The organism is Flavobacterium sp. AG291, assembly GCF_003350375.1.
Lineage (GTDB): Bacteria > Bacteroidota > Bacteroidia > Flavobacteriales > Flavobacteriaceae > Flavobacterium > Flavobacterium suzhouense.
The window spans coordinates 49,441-67,247 of record NZ_QQAR01000003.1; the positions used below are offsets into that span (position 1 = coordinate 49,441).

Genomic DNA, 17,807 nt, shown 5'->3' on the forward strand with positions numbered 1-17,807 from the left:
GTCAAAAAGAAAAGTCCTCCTATCGGAGGACTTCAAAGTTACGTACATATTTTGACTTTAGGACTTTTGCCTTACGACTTTGTCCTTACTGTATCGTGTAGTCAGTTTTTATGGCCTGGGTAACACGGAAATATCCCAAAGCATAGTTGTTTATATCAGTCTGGTTTACAAGATTACCTCTTACGGTTGATGGAGGTACCTGGAAAGGACCGCTTCCGGCACCACCATCTGCTATTTCAGTAAGTTGTCGCATATAATTATAATACTGTTTAGATATACCATTCAATGTGATAGCCACCGTTTGTCCGGCTTTAAGGTCTTCATCACTAAAAAAGTTGAACATCATGTTACCCTGATTAAAACGGTCTTCCATAGCGTCATATTCAGGGTAAGGTAAAACCTCTGTATCAAAACGGCTAAGGTACCAGTTGTCTTCGTCACCGTTATCCTTAAAGAAGTAACGGACTTCTATCTCATCACCCAATATACCGCCTTCATTATCCTGAATGATATTTTCTATATCCGGACAAGAGTACAGTGTTTCTATTGCTTTATAGGTAGTTCCATTGGTAACTACTGTCAGCGTATAGGTTTCCCCAATTACCGGTTCAAAATTAGTGCAGTTGTACAATCCCGTTCCCGGTTCTTCAATAAAGTCGAATTGTGTCCCGGTGCTGTTGGTAACAAATACTGTTGCCCCCGATACTACCGGAATTACAGGGTTATAATAACCTGTTGTGGTTGTAAGTTTTATGGTTTGCTGACTGCCATCAGTACCTTTTATCCAATCCAGAGAGGCATCTACGACTAAGCGGGGAGGTGCTGTTTCAAGGTCAACATCTACTACTTCTTCGCAACTGGTAAAGAAACTGAATGTTATTATAGCGAATAGGAATTTAAAATATCTCATGATTCCTTAAAATTTAAAGTTATACGTAACACTCGGAATAATTCCAAAAATAGAAAGCCTTACAGCTTCATTGTTTCCGGTGTCCTGATTTTGTCTGAAAGTTATTGAGGCTGCATTCATCCTGTTGTAAAGGTTGTAGATGCTGAATACCCATTCTCCCTGCCATCCCTGTTTTTTCTCAGGTTTAGGAGTATAAGTAGCTGATATATCTAAATGGTGATAAGCAGGATTTCTGTCTTCATTTCTTCCTCCAAAGCTTGGAATGGTAATATCACCATACTGATAATAGCCATTAGGGTAGGTTACAGCCTGTCCTGACTGCAAAGCGAATATTGCCCCAAATGCCCATTTTGAACTCAATTCGTAATTCCCTGTAATCGAGAGGTTATGTGTTTTATCATATCCCGAACGATACCAGTTACCGTTGTTTATACCTGTTTCTTCGGCAGTCCTGCCTTCAGTTTGCTGTTCTGCACGTGAAAGTGTATAGGATACCCATCCGGTAAGTTTTCCGGTGTTTTTTCTGAAAAGCACCTCAAGCCCATAAGAACGTGCACGTCCAGGCAATACAACCTGTTCAATAGCATCATTAGCGATAAGGTTGGCACCGTCAATATAATCAAGCTTGTTCTTTATCTTTTTGTAGAATACCTCGGTTTCAAGCGTATATGTATCGTCTTTAAAGTTCCTGAAATAACCTACAGCATACTGGTCAAGTGTTTGAGGTTTCAGGTAATTGTCACTTGGTGCCCATACATCCAGTGGAGTAGGCGATGAGGTATTGGTAATTAGATGCAGGTATTGCGCCATTCTATTGTATGATGCTTTAACCGATTGGTCATCGTTCAGTTTATAAGCTATCCCAACGCGTGGTTCGAAATTGTTGAAATCACTAATTACATCGCCGCTGCCGTAATGTTTAGTACCAATAGGGGTGGCTTCTTCATAAATTTTCAGGTCGTTGTTAAAAGTAACAGCCTGATTGTTAGTGTACAAATTCACGTTTTGAGAACCCAGTCTGTAGAACATGCTGTAGCGTACACCATAACTTACGGTAATAGCTTCGCTTAACTGTTGTTCAGCATCTATATATAGTGCTGGCTCAAAAGCATGTTTTTTTTCAAGTTGCTCAGGATTAATATCAGATGTAGCGTCACTTGGGTTTATAGTCCCCGGATTAAAGTCATAATAAATAGCATTAAGACCGTAATTCAGTTTTAATTTATCTGACAGATAATGTTTTAAGTCATACTTAAAGTTGTAGTTTTTAATTCCTGAGTCCCAATCCAGCCCTATAAAATTCAGCTTTAATCCATAATAGTAGTCACTGTATATCATCGAGGCATTAGAGAAAAGCTTTTCACTAAATAAGTGGTTCCATCGAAGATTCAATACCGTATTACCATAGATGTTATTAAAGCTATCGCTGATATCTAAAAGATCGCGCCCAAAATAGCCTGAAAGGTATAGGTTATCGTTTTGACCAAGTTTGTAACTTAACTTAGTATTGAGGTCATAAAAATAAGCTGAGTTATCTTCTCCGGCAGCTTTCATGAAAAGATGTGCATAAGATGCTCTTCCACCGACAAGGAAAGATGCTTTGTCTTTAACAATAGGGCCTTCAGCCAACAAACGGCTTGAAATAAGGCCAATTCCACCGGTCATGTGAAAGTCTTTACTGTTACCTTCTTTTTGATAAATGTCAAGAACAGACGATAATCTTCCTCCGTACCTTGCCGGAATCCCCCCTTTATATAATTTAAGGTCTTTTATAGCATCGGCATTGAATACCGAGAAAAAACCAAACAGGTGAGAAGAGTTAAAAATCGTAGCCTCATCAAGAAGAATAAGGTTTTGATCGGCTGCGCCACCACGCACGTTAAAACCTGATGCGCCTTCACCGGCATTGGTAACACCGGGTAATGTAAGTATCGATTTCAGTACGTCTACCTCACCCATTACTACCGGCATTTTCTTGATTTCCTGAACTGTAAGCTTGTTAACGCTCATTTCAGGCTTACGTATCTCTGCACGTTTAACATTATTCGAAATAACAACTTCTTCAAGTTCTTTATTCTCAGATGTCAGCTTTACGTTTTTACGGATATTACTGTTCAGTACGACAGTTTCTTCACGTGTGCCAAAGCTCACATAGCTTATCTGTACGGTATAGGTACCTGCCGGAAGCGAGATGGAATAAAAGCCGTATTCGTTAGTTGTTGTGCCTTTTTGAAGTTCTTTGATGTAAATGCTGGCACCAATAAGGGTTTCGTTGCTGCTGTCGTCAGAAATAGTACCGCTAAGGGTATATTTATCCTGCGCCAACACAGTACTAAAAATTAGCAGGAGGAGTACCGTGAGATACCCTCTTTTTTGTAAGGTCATGTTTTAGTGGTTTTTGCAGAAGCTTATGCTTCAGGTGATTGATTAATTGATTGATGTTTGTCTTTTACAATTTTATAAAATTATTTAGATAACGTCATTTGACGAATGAAAGTATATAATGTTACACTGTTTTACGTTTTTTTGACAGAAAATTAATAATTTATTGCAACCTACCCTGCCGAATTAGAAGTTAGGTTGATTTTGACTATTATTTTTATACTTCGGGGTATAAAAAAAGCTACCCTTTTAGATAGCTTTTTAAATATAAATGAAAACGGGAGATTAAGCCAGTTTTGCAAGTATAGCATTAAATGTTGCGCTTGGTCTCATTGCTTTGTCAGTAAGCTCAAAGTTAGGGTGGTAGTAACCGCCTATTTCCTGCACTTTACCCTGAGCAGCGATAAGTTCTGCATCAATTGTAGCTTCGTTAGCTGTAAGTTCAGCAGCGATAGTCTCAAATTTAGCTTTAAGTTCAGCATCTTTAGTTTGTGCAGCAAGAGCCTGTGCCCAGTAAAGTGCAAGGTAGAAGTGAGAACCACGGTTATCAATTTCACCTACTTTACGTGCAGGAGACTTGTCGTTTTCAAGGAATTTCTCGTTTGCAGCGTCAAGAGTTTCGCTCAATACAATAGCTTTAGCATTGTTTTGAGTTTGTCCAAGGTGCTCTAACGATACGCCAAGTGCAAGGAACTCACCCAGTGAATCCCAACGCAGGTAGCCTTCTTCTGTAAATTGCTGAACGTGTTTAGGAGCCGATCCTCCTGCGCCTGTTTCGAACAATCCACCACCATTCATAAGCGGAACGATAGAAAGCATTTTAGCAGATGTACCAAGCTCAAGGATAGGGAACAGGTCAGTAAGGTAGTCACGTAGTACGTTTCCGGTTACCGATATAGTGTCCTCACCTTTACGGATTCTCTCAAGAGAGAATTTAGTAGCATCAACAGGATTCATGATACGGATATCAAGTCCGTTTGTATCGTGATCTTTAAGGTATGTTTTTACTTTTTCGATAATCTGAACATCGTGAGCTCTGTTCTCGTCTAACCAGAATACAGCCGGAGTAGCAGATAATCTTGCACGGTTTACAGCAAGCTTAACCCAATCCTGGATAGGAGCATCTTTAGTCTGGCACATTCTGAAGATATCACCAGCTTCAACGTTTTGCTCCATATATACAGTACCATTGTTGTTGTCAATTACTTTAACAACGCCGTTAGCAGCAGCCTGGAATGTTTTATCGTGCGATCCGTACTCTTCAGCTTTCTGAGCCATAAGACCAACGTTTGGTACGCTGCCCATGGTTGCAGGGTCAAAAGCACCATGTTTTTTACAATCTTCTATAGTAGCAACATATACACCGGCATAACATCTGTCCGGAATGATAGCTATAGTATCCTGTTGTTTACCTGCAGCATTCCACATTTGTCCTGATGTACGGATCATTGCCGGCATAGAAGCGTCAACGATTACATCAGAAGGAACGTGTAGGTTAGTGATTCCGTTGTCAGAATTAACCATTGCAAGAGCCGGTCCGTTGCTGTAAACAGCTTCGATAGCAGCTTTTACTTCCGCTTCCTGAGCGTGTCCAGCTATTTTAGCATAAACATCACCAAGACCATTGCGTGTGTCAACCCCAAGCTCTTTAAAAAGAGCGGCATATTTTTCAAACACGTCTTTGTAGAATACTTCTACAATCGCACCGAAAATGATAGGGTCAGAAACCTTCATCATCGTAGCTTTAAGGTGAACAGAGAAAAGTACACCTTCCTGTTTTGCTTTTACAACTTCTTCAGCGATAAATGCTTTCAGGTTGTTAAGGTTAAGTGCAGAAGAGTCAATAACTTCACCGGCTTTAAGCGCAGTTTTGTCTTTAAGTACAGTAACTGTACCGTCGTTTGCAGTAAATTCAATTCTTACATCAGTAGCTTCTTTTACAGTAACCGATTTCTCGCTTCCGTAGAAGTCACCTTCGCTCATGCTAGCAACGCTGGTTTTAGAGTCAGTCGACCATTTACCCATCGAGTGAGGGTGAGCTTTTGCGTAGTTCTTAACTGCTCTTGGCGCTCTACGGTCAGAGTTACCTTCACGTAGTACAGGGTTTACAGCAGAACCTAATACTTTAGCATATTTAGCTTTGATTTCTTTTTCTTCGTCAGTTTTAGCATCTTCCGGGAAGTCAGGGATGTTGTATCCTTGTTCCTGAAGTTCTTTGATGGCAGCTTTAAGCTGAGGTACTGAAGCAGAGATGTTTGGTAGTTTGATGATGTTAGCTTCAGGTGTAGTAGCCAGTTGACCAAGTTCTGTAAGCGCATCGCCAATTTTCTGGCTGTCAGTAAGGTTTTCCGGGAAGTTAGCAAGAATCCTTCCGGCAAGTGATATGTCACGTGTTTCAACTTCTATTCCTGCAGGTGCAGTAAAGGCTTGCACGATTGGAAGTAATGAATGGGTAGCCAGCATTGGGGCTTCATCAGTTATCGTGTAAAAGATTTTTGATGTTTTGGACATTGTCTTCGTTTGTTTAATGACCCTTTTGGTGTTGTTGCCAAAAGGCTGATTATTAGTATTTTATTTGAGTGTTTGTGTGAGTTGTTCTTTTAGTGCACGGCAAAGCATGCCTTATATAGAACAAGGCTCGCAAATATAGGAAAATCTTATGTAACAGGGCGTTGGTAAATTGGTAAAAAAACGATGTAGTTATTTTGGTATTCGCATTTTTTTAAGGATGATTCCTCTGCTTTACGGCTTTTCTTTCAATTGGTTTATTCTTTCCAGAAGAACGTTAGTAAATTCCTTGGTTATAACTTTATTTACCTGACCTTTTTTGCAATCAGGTATAGAATAATATCGCACGTGGGTAAGCTTGGCTTTTGCGCTTATAACCTCCTCAACCTCATAGATGTGTTTGATGTTTACAAAGTGAACGCCGCCGCGAATGTCTGCTATTTTGATAAAGATTGGATCCATGTGGTAAAGGTAGGTAATTATGATTTAGGTAGGGGTTAAGTGTGTGTTTTTGTAAATATGTTGAGTGGAGTAAAAAAAAAATCCCGTTCGGCGTGGCGAACGGGATTTTATATATCTCAGAGAGAAAAGACTATCTTCTTCTTCTTTCTTTGATCTTAGCTTTTTTACCAGTAAGATCACGGAAGTAGAATATACGAGCTCTTCTAACTTTACCTCTTTGGTTAACTTCGATTTTTTGTAGCGCAGGCATGTTAAGCGGGAAAATACGCTCTACACCTACAGCACCAGACATTTTACGGATTGTAAATGTTTGAGTGATACCAGCACCTCTTTTTTGGATAACAACTCCTTTGAAGAACTGAGTTCTTGTTTTTTCACCCTCTTTAATTTCGTAGTATACAGTTAATGTATCTCCTGCATTAAATTCAGGGAAATCTTTTTTTGCAACGAATTCGTCTTGTACGAATTTTAATAAATCAGACATGATTATTAGTTTTAAATGTTTGATTCAAAGCAACATGCACGATTTTCGCCAGAGGTTGGTCCGAATGAGGGTGCAAATATAAAAGTTTTTGTTTAAAGTTTAAAGTTTAATGTTATTTTTTAAAGTTCTGGACTTAAAAAAGTTTTCCGTTACACTGTTTTAATGCAGTAAATAGTCTTTTAGGCAACTTTAAACCTTAAACTTAAACAAATCAAAACTACTCCAGTAAATCCGGTCTTCTTGTCTTTGTGTGTTCCAATGCCATATCTTCACGCCATTTGTCGATGTTGGCAGCGTGTCCGCTTAAAAGTACATTGGGCACTTTCCATCCTTTATATTCTGCCGGGCGGGTATATACCGGTGGTGCAAGCAGGTTATCCTGAAAACTATCAGTAAGGGCAGAGGTCTCATCGCTCAGTACACCCGGTATAAGGCGGATAATGCTGTCAGCTACTACGGCGGCGGCAAGTTCTCCTCCCGAAAGTACGAAATCACCAATAGATATCTCTTTGGTAATAAAGTGATCGCGTACACGTTGGTCTACACCTTTATAGTGTCCGCAAAGTATAATGATGTTCTTCAATAAAGACATACGATTGGCCATGCCCTGATTAAGGGTTTCCCCATCGGGTGACATGTAAATCACTTCGTCATAGTCACGCTCTGCTTTAAGTTTAGAGATACATGCATCTATGGGTTCTATCATCATAACCATCCCTGCGCCACCGCCAAACTGGTAGTCATCTACGTTTTTATGTTTGTTTGTGCTATAATCCCTAAGATTGTGCAGGTGTACTTCTACAAGGCCTTTGTCCTGAGCACGTTTTAATATCGATGCGTCAAAAGGGCTGCGTAATAATTCAGGAAGTACAGTAATGATGTCTATTCTCATGTTCTAATTGTTGAATGTGCAAATGTACTAATTCTTTAATGTAACGATGTGTCAATTGAGCTTCCTGTTTGCAATTGTTGTTCTACAATTAATTCAGTAGGTTATAGCTAAATTGATACATCGTTACATTGAAAAATTGATGAATTGCTACATTATTTAAGCACCAAACTGTTTCAGGTGGTGGTCAAGGTGTTTCCACTGCATTGCATCCCAGTCCTGAGGTGTCATGTGTCCAAAGAAGGGATGTTTTTCTATTTTTATGGCTGCATGGCCTTCTTTAGCAAAAACTCTTACCAGCTCGATTAATTCCTTTTTGGATTTTTCGAAATCGGGCTCATGTTTGATAATGAATTCCTTTGCTGTTGGTGAACCTTTGCCAAATGGCTGTTTACTTGTAAGTTTCTTTTTTGCTGCTTTACCAAACAGAAAGCTTAATAAAGGTTGTGGTTTAACCTGTAGCGTGCCGTAAGCTAATTTTATAGGTTGCTGGCAATGCAGCAGCATTTGGCTAACGGTCATCTTACCCCATTGGGAAAGTGTAATAGGTGTTAGTGACTCTATACGATTTATTATGTCCTGGTTGTCTTTTGGGTTGTATATGCTCTCCATTTCGTTTTTTGATAGTTTTCCCAAAATTAATAATATTTCTTTTTACTTTTTTGTGGCTTTTATCGCATATACCATGGGTATGTCATTTCTTAAATGAGCTATGCGGAATTTTCCGGATTCAAACTCCTCAGTACCACGGAAGCAGTTATAAGGGGAGTAGTCATATTCGTTCAAAAGATTTATTTCGAGGCCTGCATTAATAAGATTGTTTACTACCTCGCTGATGCTGTGATTCCATGTTATCATTTCATATTCAGCCGGGGTTGTCATATCAGCGTAGGTGCCAAGTTCGGTTTCAATAATGGCTTCGGTCTTAAAATAACGATAGGCTACTTTTTCAAAATTAGAATCGAACATCCATACTACGGGGTGGAATTCAGCGAAAACGAATTGTCCTCCCGGTTTCAGGAAACGCGATACCGTTGCTGCCCATTTTTCAAGATCCGGCAGCCATCCGATTGTTCCATAGCTTGTGAAAACAATGTCAAATTGCTCGTTCAGTACTTCTTGCAGGCTGTAAACATCAGAGCAGATAAAACGCGTATGCGCTTCTGTTTGAACTGATAATTCGCGGGCTTTTTCGATTGCTTTATCGGATAGGTCGACTCCTGTTGCCTCGGCTCCCATGCGGGTGAACGAGATGGTATCTTGCCCAAAATGGCATTGCAGGTGTAGTATCTTTTTACCTTTTATGTTACCGAGTAAAGGTAGTTCAATATCATTTAATGTATTCTTCCCTGCAAGAAATGATGGCGTATCATAAAATTCAGAGTTTACATGCACTTCGGTTTTATCGTTCCATGCCTTTCGGTTTATGTCGAGATAATTATCTTCTTTTTTCATTTTTGTATAGGATTGGTTTTCAGCTTTTCAAATTTAAACTTTTGTTATGATAAGCTGTTACTGGAAATAGTGAATTAATTCGTAAATTTGCATCTTTCAAAATAAACAACAACATAATGGAAAACGGAATTTACGCAAAATTCAATACTTCTAAAGGTTCTATCCTTGTGAAACTTACATACGATCTTACGCCAGGTACAGTTGGAAACTTCGTTGGCCTTGCAGAAGGAAACCTTGAAAACGACGCTAAGCCTCAGGGCAAACCATATTATGACGGACTTAAATTTCACCGTGTTATCGCTGATTTCATGATTCAGGGTGGATGCCCGCTTGGAAAAGGTACAGGTGGACCGGGTTATCAATTTGATGATGAGTTCCATCCGTCACTTCGTCATGATGCTCCGGGTGTGCTTTCAATGGCTAATGCAGGTCCTGGTACAAATGGTTCTCAGTTCTTTATTACTCACGTTCCAACGCCTTGGTTAGATGATAAACATACTGTGTTTGGTAAAGTAGTTGAAGGTCAGGATGTAGTTGATGCTGTTCAGGGTAATGATGCTCTTGAAAGCGTTGAAATCATCCGTGTTGGTGAAGAGGCTCAAAAATGGAATGCTATCGAAGCGTTCAGAACTTTTGAAGGTTCTCGTGAAAAACGTCTTGCTGAAGCTAAAAAACAAGCTGAAGAGTCTATGGAGAAACTTGCTGCAGGTTTTGACAAAACTGAAAGCGGACTTCGTTATAAAATTATCCAGAAAGGTAACGGGAAACAGGCTGAAAAAGGTAAAACTGTTTCTGTTCACTACAAAGGAGCTCTTGAGAACGGTATGGAATTCGATTCTTCGTACAAAAGAAAGCAACCAATTGATTTCCCTCTTGGGATGGGGCATGTTATCGAAGGATGGGACGAAGGTATTGCGCTACTTCAGGTAGGTGATAAAGCCCGTTTTGTTATCCCTTCTCACTTAGGTTATGGTTCGCGTGGTGCAGGAGGCGTTATTCCGCCGGATGCAACGCTTATCTTTGACGTTGAGCTAATGGATGTAAAATAGTATTGAAATATTTGATTTTAGTATTGAGATATATAAGGCTGTTCGAAAGAATGGCCTTATTTTTTGCGCATACTGTAAACTTAAAACTGTCAACTGTAAACTAATATGGAATACTTTTTGAAAGTAACAAGGTATAATCCTATTTTTGCAGCAATTCAATTACTTATGAAATACGCCTTACTAATAATGGTTTCTCTTTTTGGGCTTACTGCAAAAGCGCAATTGCCTGGTGGTAATACTATGCACTGCGGTTACGATTTTACGTCATACATAGTGCTTGATGTGCATGAATCGGGTAAAAAGGAGAATATTAAAAATCTGAAAATTACAGTTGTAGATAGTACAGGCAGAGATATTATTAATATTGGTAATCGCTATAGTTTTAAGAATGCGAACCAGCCTATGGCTTTTACAATGAATTATCTGATTGGTGATAATAATCAAAGACTACAATCGGGAGAAATCGCTAAAAAAGAACGTTATTTCTTTCCGTTCGCAAAGGATAATTATCTTCTTAGTGTCGCAAATACATTCCCTGCTGATAATTTTTCTGTAAAGATAGAAGATGTTGACGGAAAAGAAAATGGAGGAAAATTTAAAACTATTATTCTGCCGTTATACAGTTATAATATGTATATATTGTGTTCTAATGAAAGCGAGCAGGCTGCCGTAAAATTCGGGCGTAAAATGAATAAGCCGGTGGATATTGTTCTTGAGCTGGAGTAATGTAACAATGTATTAATTCTTCAATGTATCAATTGGGCTTGCTGATTGGTAATTGTTATATTGCTACATTGAAAAATTAAATAAATTATGTTAAGCTGGGAAGAATTTGAAAAAACCGAAATGCGTGTGGGTACCATCATTGATGTAAATGATTTTCCGGAGGCGCGAAAACCTGCATATCAGTTAACTATTGATTTTGGTGCTGAAATTGGTATCCGAAAATCATCTGCGCAGATTACAAAGCGTTATGCTAAAGAAGATTTAGTTAATCGCCAGATTGTGGCAGTGGTAAACTTCCCTAAAAAGCAGATCGGTAAATTCATGAGCGAATGCCTGGTACTTGGTGCCGTAGAGCAGGAGGGTGATGTTGTACTCCTTGCTCCTGATTTTAGAGTGGAGAATGGGTTGAGGATAGGTTGAGAATAGGGTAGTCTTTATATATTTAGGAGGCGTCATTGCGAAAGCATCATAGAGGAGTGTAGCAATCTAAAAAAGGTTTTTTAATTATGAATACTGTTAAAGATTGCTTCGTCGTTCCTCCTCATAATGACCGATTAATACTGATTCTGAGGTAAAACGTAAATGAATAGACCTAAAAACTTTGCGAATCTTCGTGATTTCTTTGTGAAACAACCTCTAATAAAAAAAGTCCAAAAACCTCACGGATTCCGGACTTCATCATTCATAGTTTTTTGACGGTTATTGTTGGTTTAAATGTCGTCAAAATTTACGTCGGTAAAGCTCTCGCTGGTTACAGCTTCTTCGCCTTTTTCACCAAACAGCCTTCTAAAGTCTTTTTGATGTCTTTCAGAGATTACTTCCTCACCTTTGTTGTTAAGTACATAAGATGTCATTTCGTCAAGTATGTCTCTGAAGGCGTTAAAATCTTCTTTGTAAAGATAGATTTTGTGTTTTTTGAAATGGAAAGACCCGTCTTCTTCTGTAAACTTTTTACTTTCGGTAATGGTAATATAATAATCATCAGCCTTAGTAGCTCTTACATCAAAGAAATATGTCCTTCTGCCTGCTCTCAATACTTTAGAAAAGATCTCTTCCTTTTCAAGCATGTCATTTTCTCTCATAATCCTTGGTTCTTTTAATTTGGTTTATGTGGAAACCAAAAATCTAAAAAAAATCTAAATAAACCAACAATTTATTGCAATTCTTTTTCAGAAAGTTGCTTTAGATACAATTCTTTGTAATATCCTTGTTGGTTTATTAATTGATTGTGAGTTCCTTGTTGCAGTATTTCACCATCTTCCAGGATTATTATTTTATCAGCATTTTTCGCAGATGATACCCTGTGGCTTACAATGATTGTGGTTTTGTCTTTGCAGAACTCCAAAAGGTTGTTAAGGATAGCTTCTTCTGTTTCAGTATCTACAGCCGAAAGACAGTCATCTAATAATAATATAGGAGCGTCTTTTATCATGGCGCGGGCTATAGATACACGCTGTTTTTGACCGCCTGAAAGCGTGATGCCTCGTTCTCCCAGAATTGTTTCGTACTGCTTGTTAAATCCTATAATGTTATTGTGTACCATGGATTTTTGCGCTACGGCAACAATTTCATCGTGAGAAGCTTCTTCTTTACCGAACTTGATATTGTTGCTGATGGTATCGGAGAACAGGAACGCATCCTGAGGAACAAAGCCAATGCTGTTGCGTAGGTCGTAAAGATTGAGGTCTTCTACATTCTCGTTATCAACGGTAATTTTTCCTTTATCTACATCATATAATCGGCTGATAAGAGATAGTATTGTTGATTTTCCTGAACCTGTCCTTCCTAATATGGCAAGAGTTTCTCCTTTATTAACTGTAAACGATACGTTTTTTAATGCTGTAATATTTGTGTCTTCATAAGTAAAGGTAACATTGTCAAAAGCAATCTGACCAAGAACCGGTGTATGGCTAGGGTTGTTGTTTTGAATGTCAGGCTGTATCTTAAGGAATTCATTAATCCTTTTTTGTGAAGCTTCTGCTTCCTGTACCATTGATGATATCCAGCCTAAAGAGGCTACAGGCCATGTCAGTCGGTTAATGTATATTACAAACTGTGCGATGATACCTATTTCGGCAATATTTCCGTTTATGTACATCATGCCGCCTACATATATAACTACCAGGTTGCTTATACCTATAAGTAATATCATAAATGGTCCGAACAAAGCGTTTACTTTGGCAAGGCTCAGGTTTTTAGCAACACTGTCTCGTGAAAGTTCTGTAAAATCGTCCTGTTTTTGCTTTTCAAGGGAGTAGGCTTTTACAATACGTATACCTGAAAACATTTCCTGTGTGAATGAAGAAAGTTTTGAAAGATTTTGCTGGTATAAAGTGCTTCTCTTGTTGATTTGCTGGCTGATCCAGAATATGCTATATGCTAATATAGGTAACGGCAGTAGGGTGTAAAAGGTTAGTTTTGGTGAAATCGTGAACATGTGAGTGGTTATCACGGCAAAACTTATCACGGTGTTGAGAGCATACATGATTGCCGGGCCTACGTATTGACGTACACGTCCCACGTCTTCACTAATACGGTTCATAAGGTCGCCGGTACGGTTCTTTTTGTAGAAACTGGGTGAAAGGTTCTCGTATTGGCGGAATACCTCATTCTTAAGATCAAATTCTACGTGACGGGACATAACTATAAGTGTCTGACGCATAAAAAATGTCAAAACACCACCTATAAGTGTTGTTGCTAATATCAGTAACAGGTTGTTAGTGAGCATCCCTTTCACTTTTTCAGGGTGTATGCTGCCATTCTGAGCTGTAGAAAGTACAGAGTTGATAGAGTCCTTTATTAGCTCCGGAGTGAATAAAGAGAAGATTTGGGCTACTATCGTTATAAAGATTCCTAGAAGAAATTGAAATTTATATTTTGCAAAATATTTATTTAAATACTGAAGTTCTTTCATGTTATTTTTTCAAATGCAATTTTATATATTAATTAATTGTTAAAAAAGTGTCGAAAACGACGTGATTAAGCAATTAAAAATAACCGTTGTTTATTATAGAATCGATAAAAAAGGACTTTTAATTTCCTTTATTTTAATTAAATGTATAATTTTGTCTTCTGTTTTTGAATAAAATTCAAATTTAAAAAATATTATTATGATAACAGAAGTTATTAAGGCTAACGAGCTTAGTAAAGTTGATCCTGTATTTGGACAGGCTTCATTCAATGACCATGAGCAGATCGTTTTTTGCCATGACAAAGATACAGGTTTAAAAGCAATTATAGGTATACATAACACAGTTTTAGGTCCTGCGCTTGGTGGTACCAGAATGTGGAAATATGCTAACGAATGGGAGGCTCTAAACGACGTTTTAAGGCTTTCAAGAGGGATGACTTATAAATCGGCTATCTCTGGTCTTAACCTTGGTGGTGGTAAAGCTGTTATCATAGGTGATTCTAAACTGGATAAAACTCCGGAAATGATCACAAGATTTGGTCAGTTCGTTCACACACTAAGCGGAAAATATATTACTGCTGAAGATGTAGGAACTACTACTGCTGATATGGATCTTATCCGTGATGTGACGCCTCACGTTACAGGTATCTCTGTAGAACGTGGAGGTTCAGGTAACCCTTCTCCTGTAACAGCTTATGGTGTTTACATGGGTATGAAAGCTGCTGCGCTTCATCAATTTGGAAGCGACAAGCTTGACGGTAAGAAAGTATTGGTACAGGGTACAGGTCACGTAGGTGAAACCCTTATTGATTACCTTACTAAAGAAGGCGCTCTTGTTCAGATCTCCGATATCAATGAAGCAAGAATGCAAGAGGTGTCAGCTAAATATGGTGCTACAATCTATACAGGCGAGGATGTTTATGCTGCTGATGTAGATATTTACGCTCCATGTGCTCTTGGTGCTACCATCAATGATGCGACTATCGATAAACTAAAAGCTAAAGTTATTGCCGGTGCTGCTAATAACCAGTTGGCTAATGAGCTTGTTCACGGAAAAATACTTCAGGAAAAAGGTATACTTTATGCTCCTGACTTCCTGATCAATGCAGGTGGTATTATCAATGTTTATGCAGAGATTGTAGGTTATGATTCAGCTGAGGCTATGAGAAGAACTGAAAATATCTACAATACTACACTTGAGATATTTGCTCTTGCTGAGGCTCAGGGTATTACTACGCAACAGGCTGCAATGGCAATCGCTCAGAAGCGTATTGATGACAGAAAAAAAGAAACGGCTAAATAATTAGCTTACAAAAATATTATTCTTAATTTTGCAGAGCGAAAGGGGTATTCTCTTTCGCTCTCTTAATTTTTAAAGTTCTTATAGGCGGATGTTAAACAGAAGACATATTCGGGTTAAAGTGATGCAGTCAATATATGCTATGCATCAAAATGATTCAGACAATCTTGAAAAGGAAGAAAAGTTCCTTTTTAATAGTATTGAAAACATTCGTGACTTATATCTTATCATGCTGTCTGCATTGGTAGAGATTAGGAACAGTGAGGAAGATTTTATAGAAAAATCATCAAAAAAACACCTTGCTACTGCCGAAGAGCGCAATCCAAACAAAAAATTCATCAACAACCAAGTTCTTAATATGTTGGCAGAAAGCAATTCGCTTAGCATTGCTATGGCTGACAGGAATATTAACAATTGGAAGAATAATGATGATTATATCCTTCTTCTGCTTGATGATGTTAAGAAAAGTGAAGTTTATAAAAATTACATGGAAAGCAAAACCAATAGCTTTGAAGAAGATCGTGACTTTGTAACGAATCTTTTTACTGAAGTTGTTGCTCCTAATGAAAAATTATATGAATACCTTGAGGATCATAAGCTTACATGGGTTGATGATATTCCTGTTGTGAATACGCTTATAGCGAAACAACTTGGGCTAATGACGCCTGCTCAGGAAGATAAAGAAACTTTTAAGGTACCAAGGCTTTATAAAGATATTGACGATAAAGATTTTGTGAAAGATCTTTTCCGTAAAACAGTACTTAATAACCAGGAGCTGGCTAAAGAATTTATAGATAAAACGCCTAACTGGGATACAGAGCGTATAGCTGAAATAGATGCTATTATTCTTAAAATGGCAATTTGTGAGTTCTTAAAATTCCCGTCGATACCTGTTAAAGTAACCATAAATGAATATCTTGAGATTGCAAAGGAGTATTCTACGCCAAAAAGCAGTATTTTTATCAACGGAATCCTTGATAATCTTATCAAAGATTACCAGGCAAGTAATAAATTAATCAAAACCGGCAGAGGTTTAATGTAAAACAAGTTATAAATTTTTAAGTTATGTTGAAAAAAACAGCCGCTATGTTGTTTGTAGCATCTTTAGTGCTTACAGCATGCAAGAAAGAAAACGCAGCATTACGCATAGACGACAAAACAGCTAAAGATGCTGAAATTGCTCACGCGCAGTCAGGAAACCTTCCGGTGTCAGAATTTGACAGTATGGAGTTTGATTTCGGAAAAATCAAACAGGGAGACAAAGTAGAGCACACATTTAAAGTAACAAATAAAGGTACTGCTGATCTTGTTATCAGTGATGCTAAACCAAGCTGCGGATGTACTGTTCCTGAGTTTACTAAAACACCTATCAAACCGGGTGAATCAGGAGATATCAAAGTAATTTTTGATTCTACAGGAAAAAGCGGACAACAGGAAAAAACAGTTACAGTAAACATGAACACTGAAAAAGCTTCAGAAGTTCTTAAATTTAAGGCTAACATTGAAGCTCCTGCAGGAGGTATTGGTGTTGCGCCGGCAGCACACTAATATATGGAACAGATAACATCATTTGCACCAATTATACTAATGTTCGTAGTAGTATATTTTTTAATGCTACGTCCCCAACAAAAAAGGCAAAAACTTGAAAAAGAGTTTGAGCAGAATCTTAAAGTAGGTGATAAGATCATCACTAAAAGCGGCATCCACGGAAGGATTGCTGAAATAGCTGAAGATTCATTAGTTATAGAGACTATGGCAGGAAAGCTTAAAATGGAGCGTTCGGCTATATCACTTGAACTAAGCCAGAAATTAAACAACCCTAAAGAAGTTAAATAATAAAATAAAATCCCAATCGAAAGATTGGGATTTTTTTATGGTGCTTATGTCATTGCGAGCGGAATGTAATGGAGCGCGGCAATCTCAGAGATTGCTTCGTCGTACCTCCTCGCAATGACAGACTGTAATTGTAAATTACGACTGATCACTACTGTTATTATTTCCTATATTTATCATTCAGTCCAATACCCTGAAGAATTAGCGGTTTTATCTTTTCAAGGCGTGCTAAAACAGTTTTTTCCTGTTTTGCGGTTGCTATCTGTTCGATGAATTCTTTTTGTTTGTAAGGTGAGAATTTTGCGAAAGCTTCAGCTAACTCGGTTGAAGCATCCAGTTCTTTCTGAAGGCGTTCGGGTATTACGGCTTCTTTTCTTTCGGGCTTAATACCCAAACCGGCCTTTTCTACAGCAATAGCTTCATGAATGTATTGAAGGACCATCTTTTCGTTTATCTGGTCTTTTGAAGTGAAACGCCACTGTCGCAACGATTTGGTTACACCTTCATTAGCGTTTACAAGTATACCGGCTTCATCTTTTAAGAATACACCTTTAAAGAACCAAATGGTGAAAAAATCTTTGAAGCCTCCAATGCCTAAAACATTCTTGTTATTGATGGTATACACAATGCCTCCCCACTTGGTGGTTTCAACCAGTTCTGTTTTGTTGATGATACTTTTCAGTACCTCAAGTTCTTCAGGCCACTGACCGTTCTTGTTCCAGTCATATTTCTCTTTGGTTTCCATAGGGCAGGGATTTATTTTTATAAGCTTAAAAATAAAGAATATTCTGTTTGGTAATAATTTCAGGAGGGGTAAAAAATAAGCCACGAATTACATAAATAACACAAAAGCTAATTTGTGGTGATCTGTGTAATTCGTGGCAAAAAGTATGTTTTA

Annotated in this window: 18 protein-coding genes; 7 read left to right on the plus strand and 11 right to left on the minus strand. The window is 38.2% G+C overall.

All coding sequences use genetic code 11. The features are described from left to right. Positions 1-85 precede the first annotated feature (85 nt). The 8 genes from DEU42_RS04200 to DEU42_RS04235 all read right to left on the minus strand — a co-directional run bounded on the left by DEU42_RS04200 (position 86) and on the right by DEU42_RS04235 (position 9,090). Positions 86-910 (minus strand): DUF4249 domain-containing protein, encoded by an 825-nt coding sequence (locus DEU42_RS04200; protein ID WP_114757037.1) that lies wholly within the window; start codon positions 908-910, stop codon positions 86-88. Positions 911-916: 6 nt separating this feature from the next. Further along, entirely contained in the window at positions 917-3,295 is a 2,379-nt protein-coding gene (locus DEU42_RS04205) for a TonB-dependent receptor (RefSeq protein ID WP_114757038.1), read from the minus strand. Between the two features lie 282 nt (positions 3,296-3,577). Then, positions 3,578-5,803 (minus strand): NADP-dependent isocitrate dehydrogenase, encoded by a 2,226-nt coding sequence (locus tag DEU42_RS04210; protein WP_114757039.1) that lies wholly within the window; start codon positions 5,801-5,803, stop codon positions 3,578-3,580. Positions 5,804-6,034: 231 nt separating this feature from the next. Then, a complete protein-coding gene (locus DEU42_RS04215; protein WP_114757040.1) occupies positions 6,035-6,262 on the minus strand; it encodes a hypothetical protein in 228 nt (75 codons plus the stop codon). Between the two features lie 130 nt (positions 6,263-6,392). Continuing rightward, positions 6,393-6,746, minus strand: coding sequence for a 50S ribosomal protein L19 (gene rplS, locus DEU42_RS04220; protein WP_114757041.1), 354 nt, complete (start codon positions 6,744-6,746; stop codon positions 6,393-6,395). 217 nt (positions 6,747-6,963) lie between these two features. After that, the gene (trmD, locus tag DEU42_RS04225; protein WP_114757042.1) at positions 6,964-7,638 is read right to left on the minus strand and encodes a tRNA (guanosine(37)-N1)-methyltransferase TrmD; all 675 of its coding nucleotides are present in this window, start codon (positions 7,636-7,638) and stop codon (positions 6,964-6,966) included. A gap of 156 nt (positions 7,639-7,794) precedes the next feature. Next, positions 7,795-8,247, minus strand: coding sequence for a DUF1569 domain-containing protein (locus DEU42_RS04230; protein ID WP_114757043.1), 453 nt, complete (start codon positions 8,245-8,247; stop codon positions 7,795-7,797). Positions 8,248-8,289: 42 nt separating this feature from the next. Continuing rightward, a complete protein-coding gene (locus DEU42_RS04235; protein WP_114757044.1) occupies positions 8,290-9,090 on the minus strand; it encodes a class I SAM-dependent methyltransferase in 801 nt (266 codons plus the stop codon). Positions 9,091-9,206: 116 nt separating this feature from the next. Between DEU42_RS04235 and DEU42_RS04240 the strand changes: the two genes are divergently transcribed. The 3 genes from DEU42_RS04240 to DEU42_RS04250 all read left to right on the plus strand — a co-directional run bounded on the left by DEU42_RS04240 (position 9,207) and on the right by DEU42_RS04250 (position 11,285). Next, the gene (locus DEU42_RS04240; RefSeq protein ID WP_114757045.1) at positions 9,207-10,139 is read left to right on the plus strand and encodes a peptidylprolyl isomerase; all 933 of its coding nucleotides are present in this window, start codon (positions 9,207-9,209) and stop codon (positions 10,137-10,139) included. A gap of 165 nt (positions 10,140-10,304) precedes the next feature. Further along, positions 10,305-10,865, plus strand: a complete 561-nt coding sequence (locus DEU42_RS04245; protein WP_114757046.1) for a hypothetical protein — start codon at positions 10,305-10,307, stop codon at positions 10,863-10,865. Positions 10,866-10,949: 84 nt separating this feature from the next. Continuing rightward, positions 10,950-11,285: a tRNA-binding protein gene (locus DEU42_RS04250; protein WP_114757047.1), complete on the plus strand. Its 336-nt coding sequence runs from the start codon at positions 10,950-10,952 to the stop codon at positions 11,283-11,285. Positions 11,286-11,575: 290 nt separating this feature from the next. On the opposite strand, the gene DEU42_RS04255 is transcribed toward DEU42_RS04250, so the two are convergent. Next, the gene (locus DEU42_RS04255; RefSeq protein WP_114757048.1) at positions 11,576-11,947 is read right to left on the minus strand and encodes a PUR family DNA/RNA-binding protein; all 372 of its coding nucleotides are present in this window, start codon (positions 11,945-11,947) and stop codon (positions 11,576-11,578) included. A gap of 71 nt (positions 11,948-12,018) precedes the next feature. Continuing rightward, positions 12,019-13,779 (minus strand): ABC transporter ATP-binding protein, encoded by a 1,761-nt coding sequence (locus DEU42_RS04260; protein ID WP_114757049.1) that lies wholly within the window; start codon positions 13,777-13,779, stop codon positions 12,019-12,021. Between the two features lie 196 nt (positions 13,780-13,975). Between DEU42_RS04260 and DEU42_RS04265 the strand changes: the two genes are divergently transcribed. From DEU42_RS04265 to yajC, 4 genes are all read left to right on the plus strand, one after another. Continuing rightward, positions 13,976-15,079 (plus strand): Glu/Leu/Phe/Val dehydrogenase dimerization domain-containing protein, encoded by a 1,104-nt coding sequence (locus DEU42_RS04265; RefSeq protein WP_114757050.1) that lies wholly within the window; start codon positions 13,976-13,978, stop codon positions 15,077-15,079. Positions 15,080-15,200: 121 nt separating this feature from the next. Then, positions 15,201-16,118 (plus strand): transcription antitermination factor NusB, encoded by a 918-nt coding sequence (nusB, locus tag DEU42_RS04270; protein WP_114757301.1) that lies wholly within the window; start codon positions 15,201-15,203, stop codon positions 16,116-16,118. A gap of 23 nt (positions 16,119-16,141) precedes the next feature. Next, the gene (locus DEU42_RS04275; protein ID WP_114757051.1) at positions 16,142-16,624 is read left to right on the plus strand and encodes a DUF1573 domain-containing protein; all 483 of its coding nucleotides are present in this window, start codon (positions 16,142-16,144) and stop codon (positions 16,622-16,624) included. A gap of 3 nt (positions 16,625-16,627) precedes the next feature. Then, positions 16,628-16,912, plus strand: coding sequence for a preprotein translocase subunit YajC (gene yajC / locus DEU42_RS04280; protein WP_114757052.1), 285 nt, complete (start codon positions 16,628-16,630; stop codon positions 16,910-16,912). Positions 16,913-17,069: 157 nt separating this feature from the next. On the opposite strand, the gene DEU42_RS04285 is transcribed toward yajC, so the two are convergent. Beyond that, on the minus strand, positions 17,070-17,654 hold the full coding sequence (locus tag DEU42_RS04285) for a YdeI/OmpD-associated family protein (RefSeq protein WP_114757053.1): 585 nt from the start codon (positions 17,652-17,654) through the stop codon (positions 17,070-17,072). Positions 17,655-17,807 lie beyond the last annotated feature (153 nt).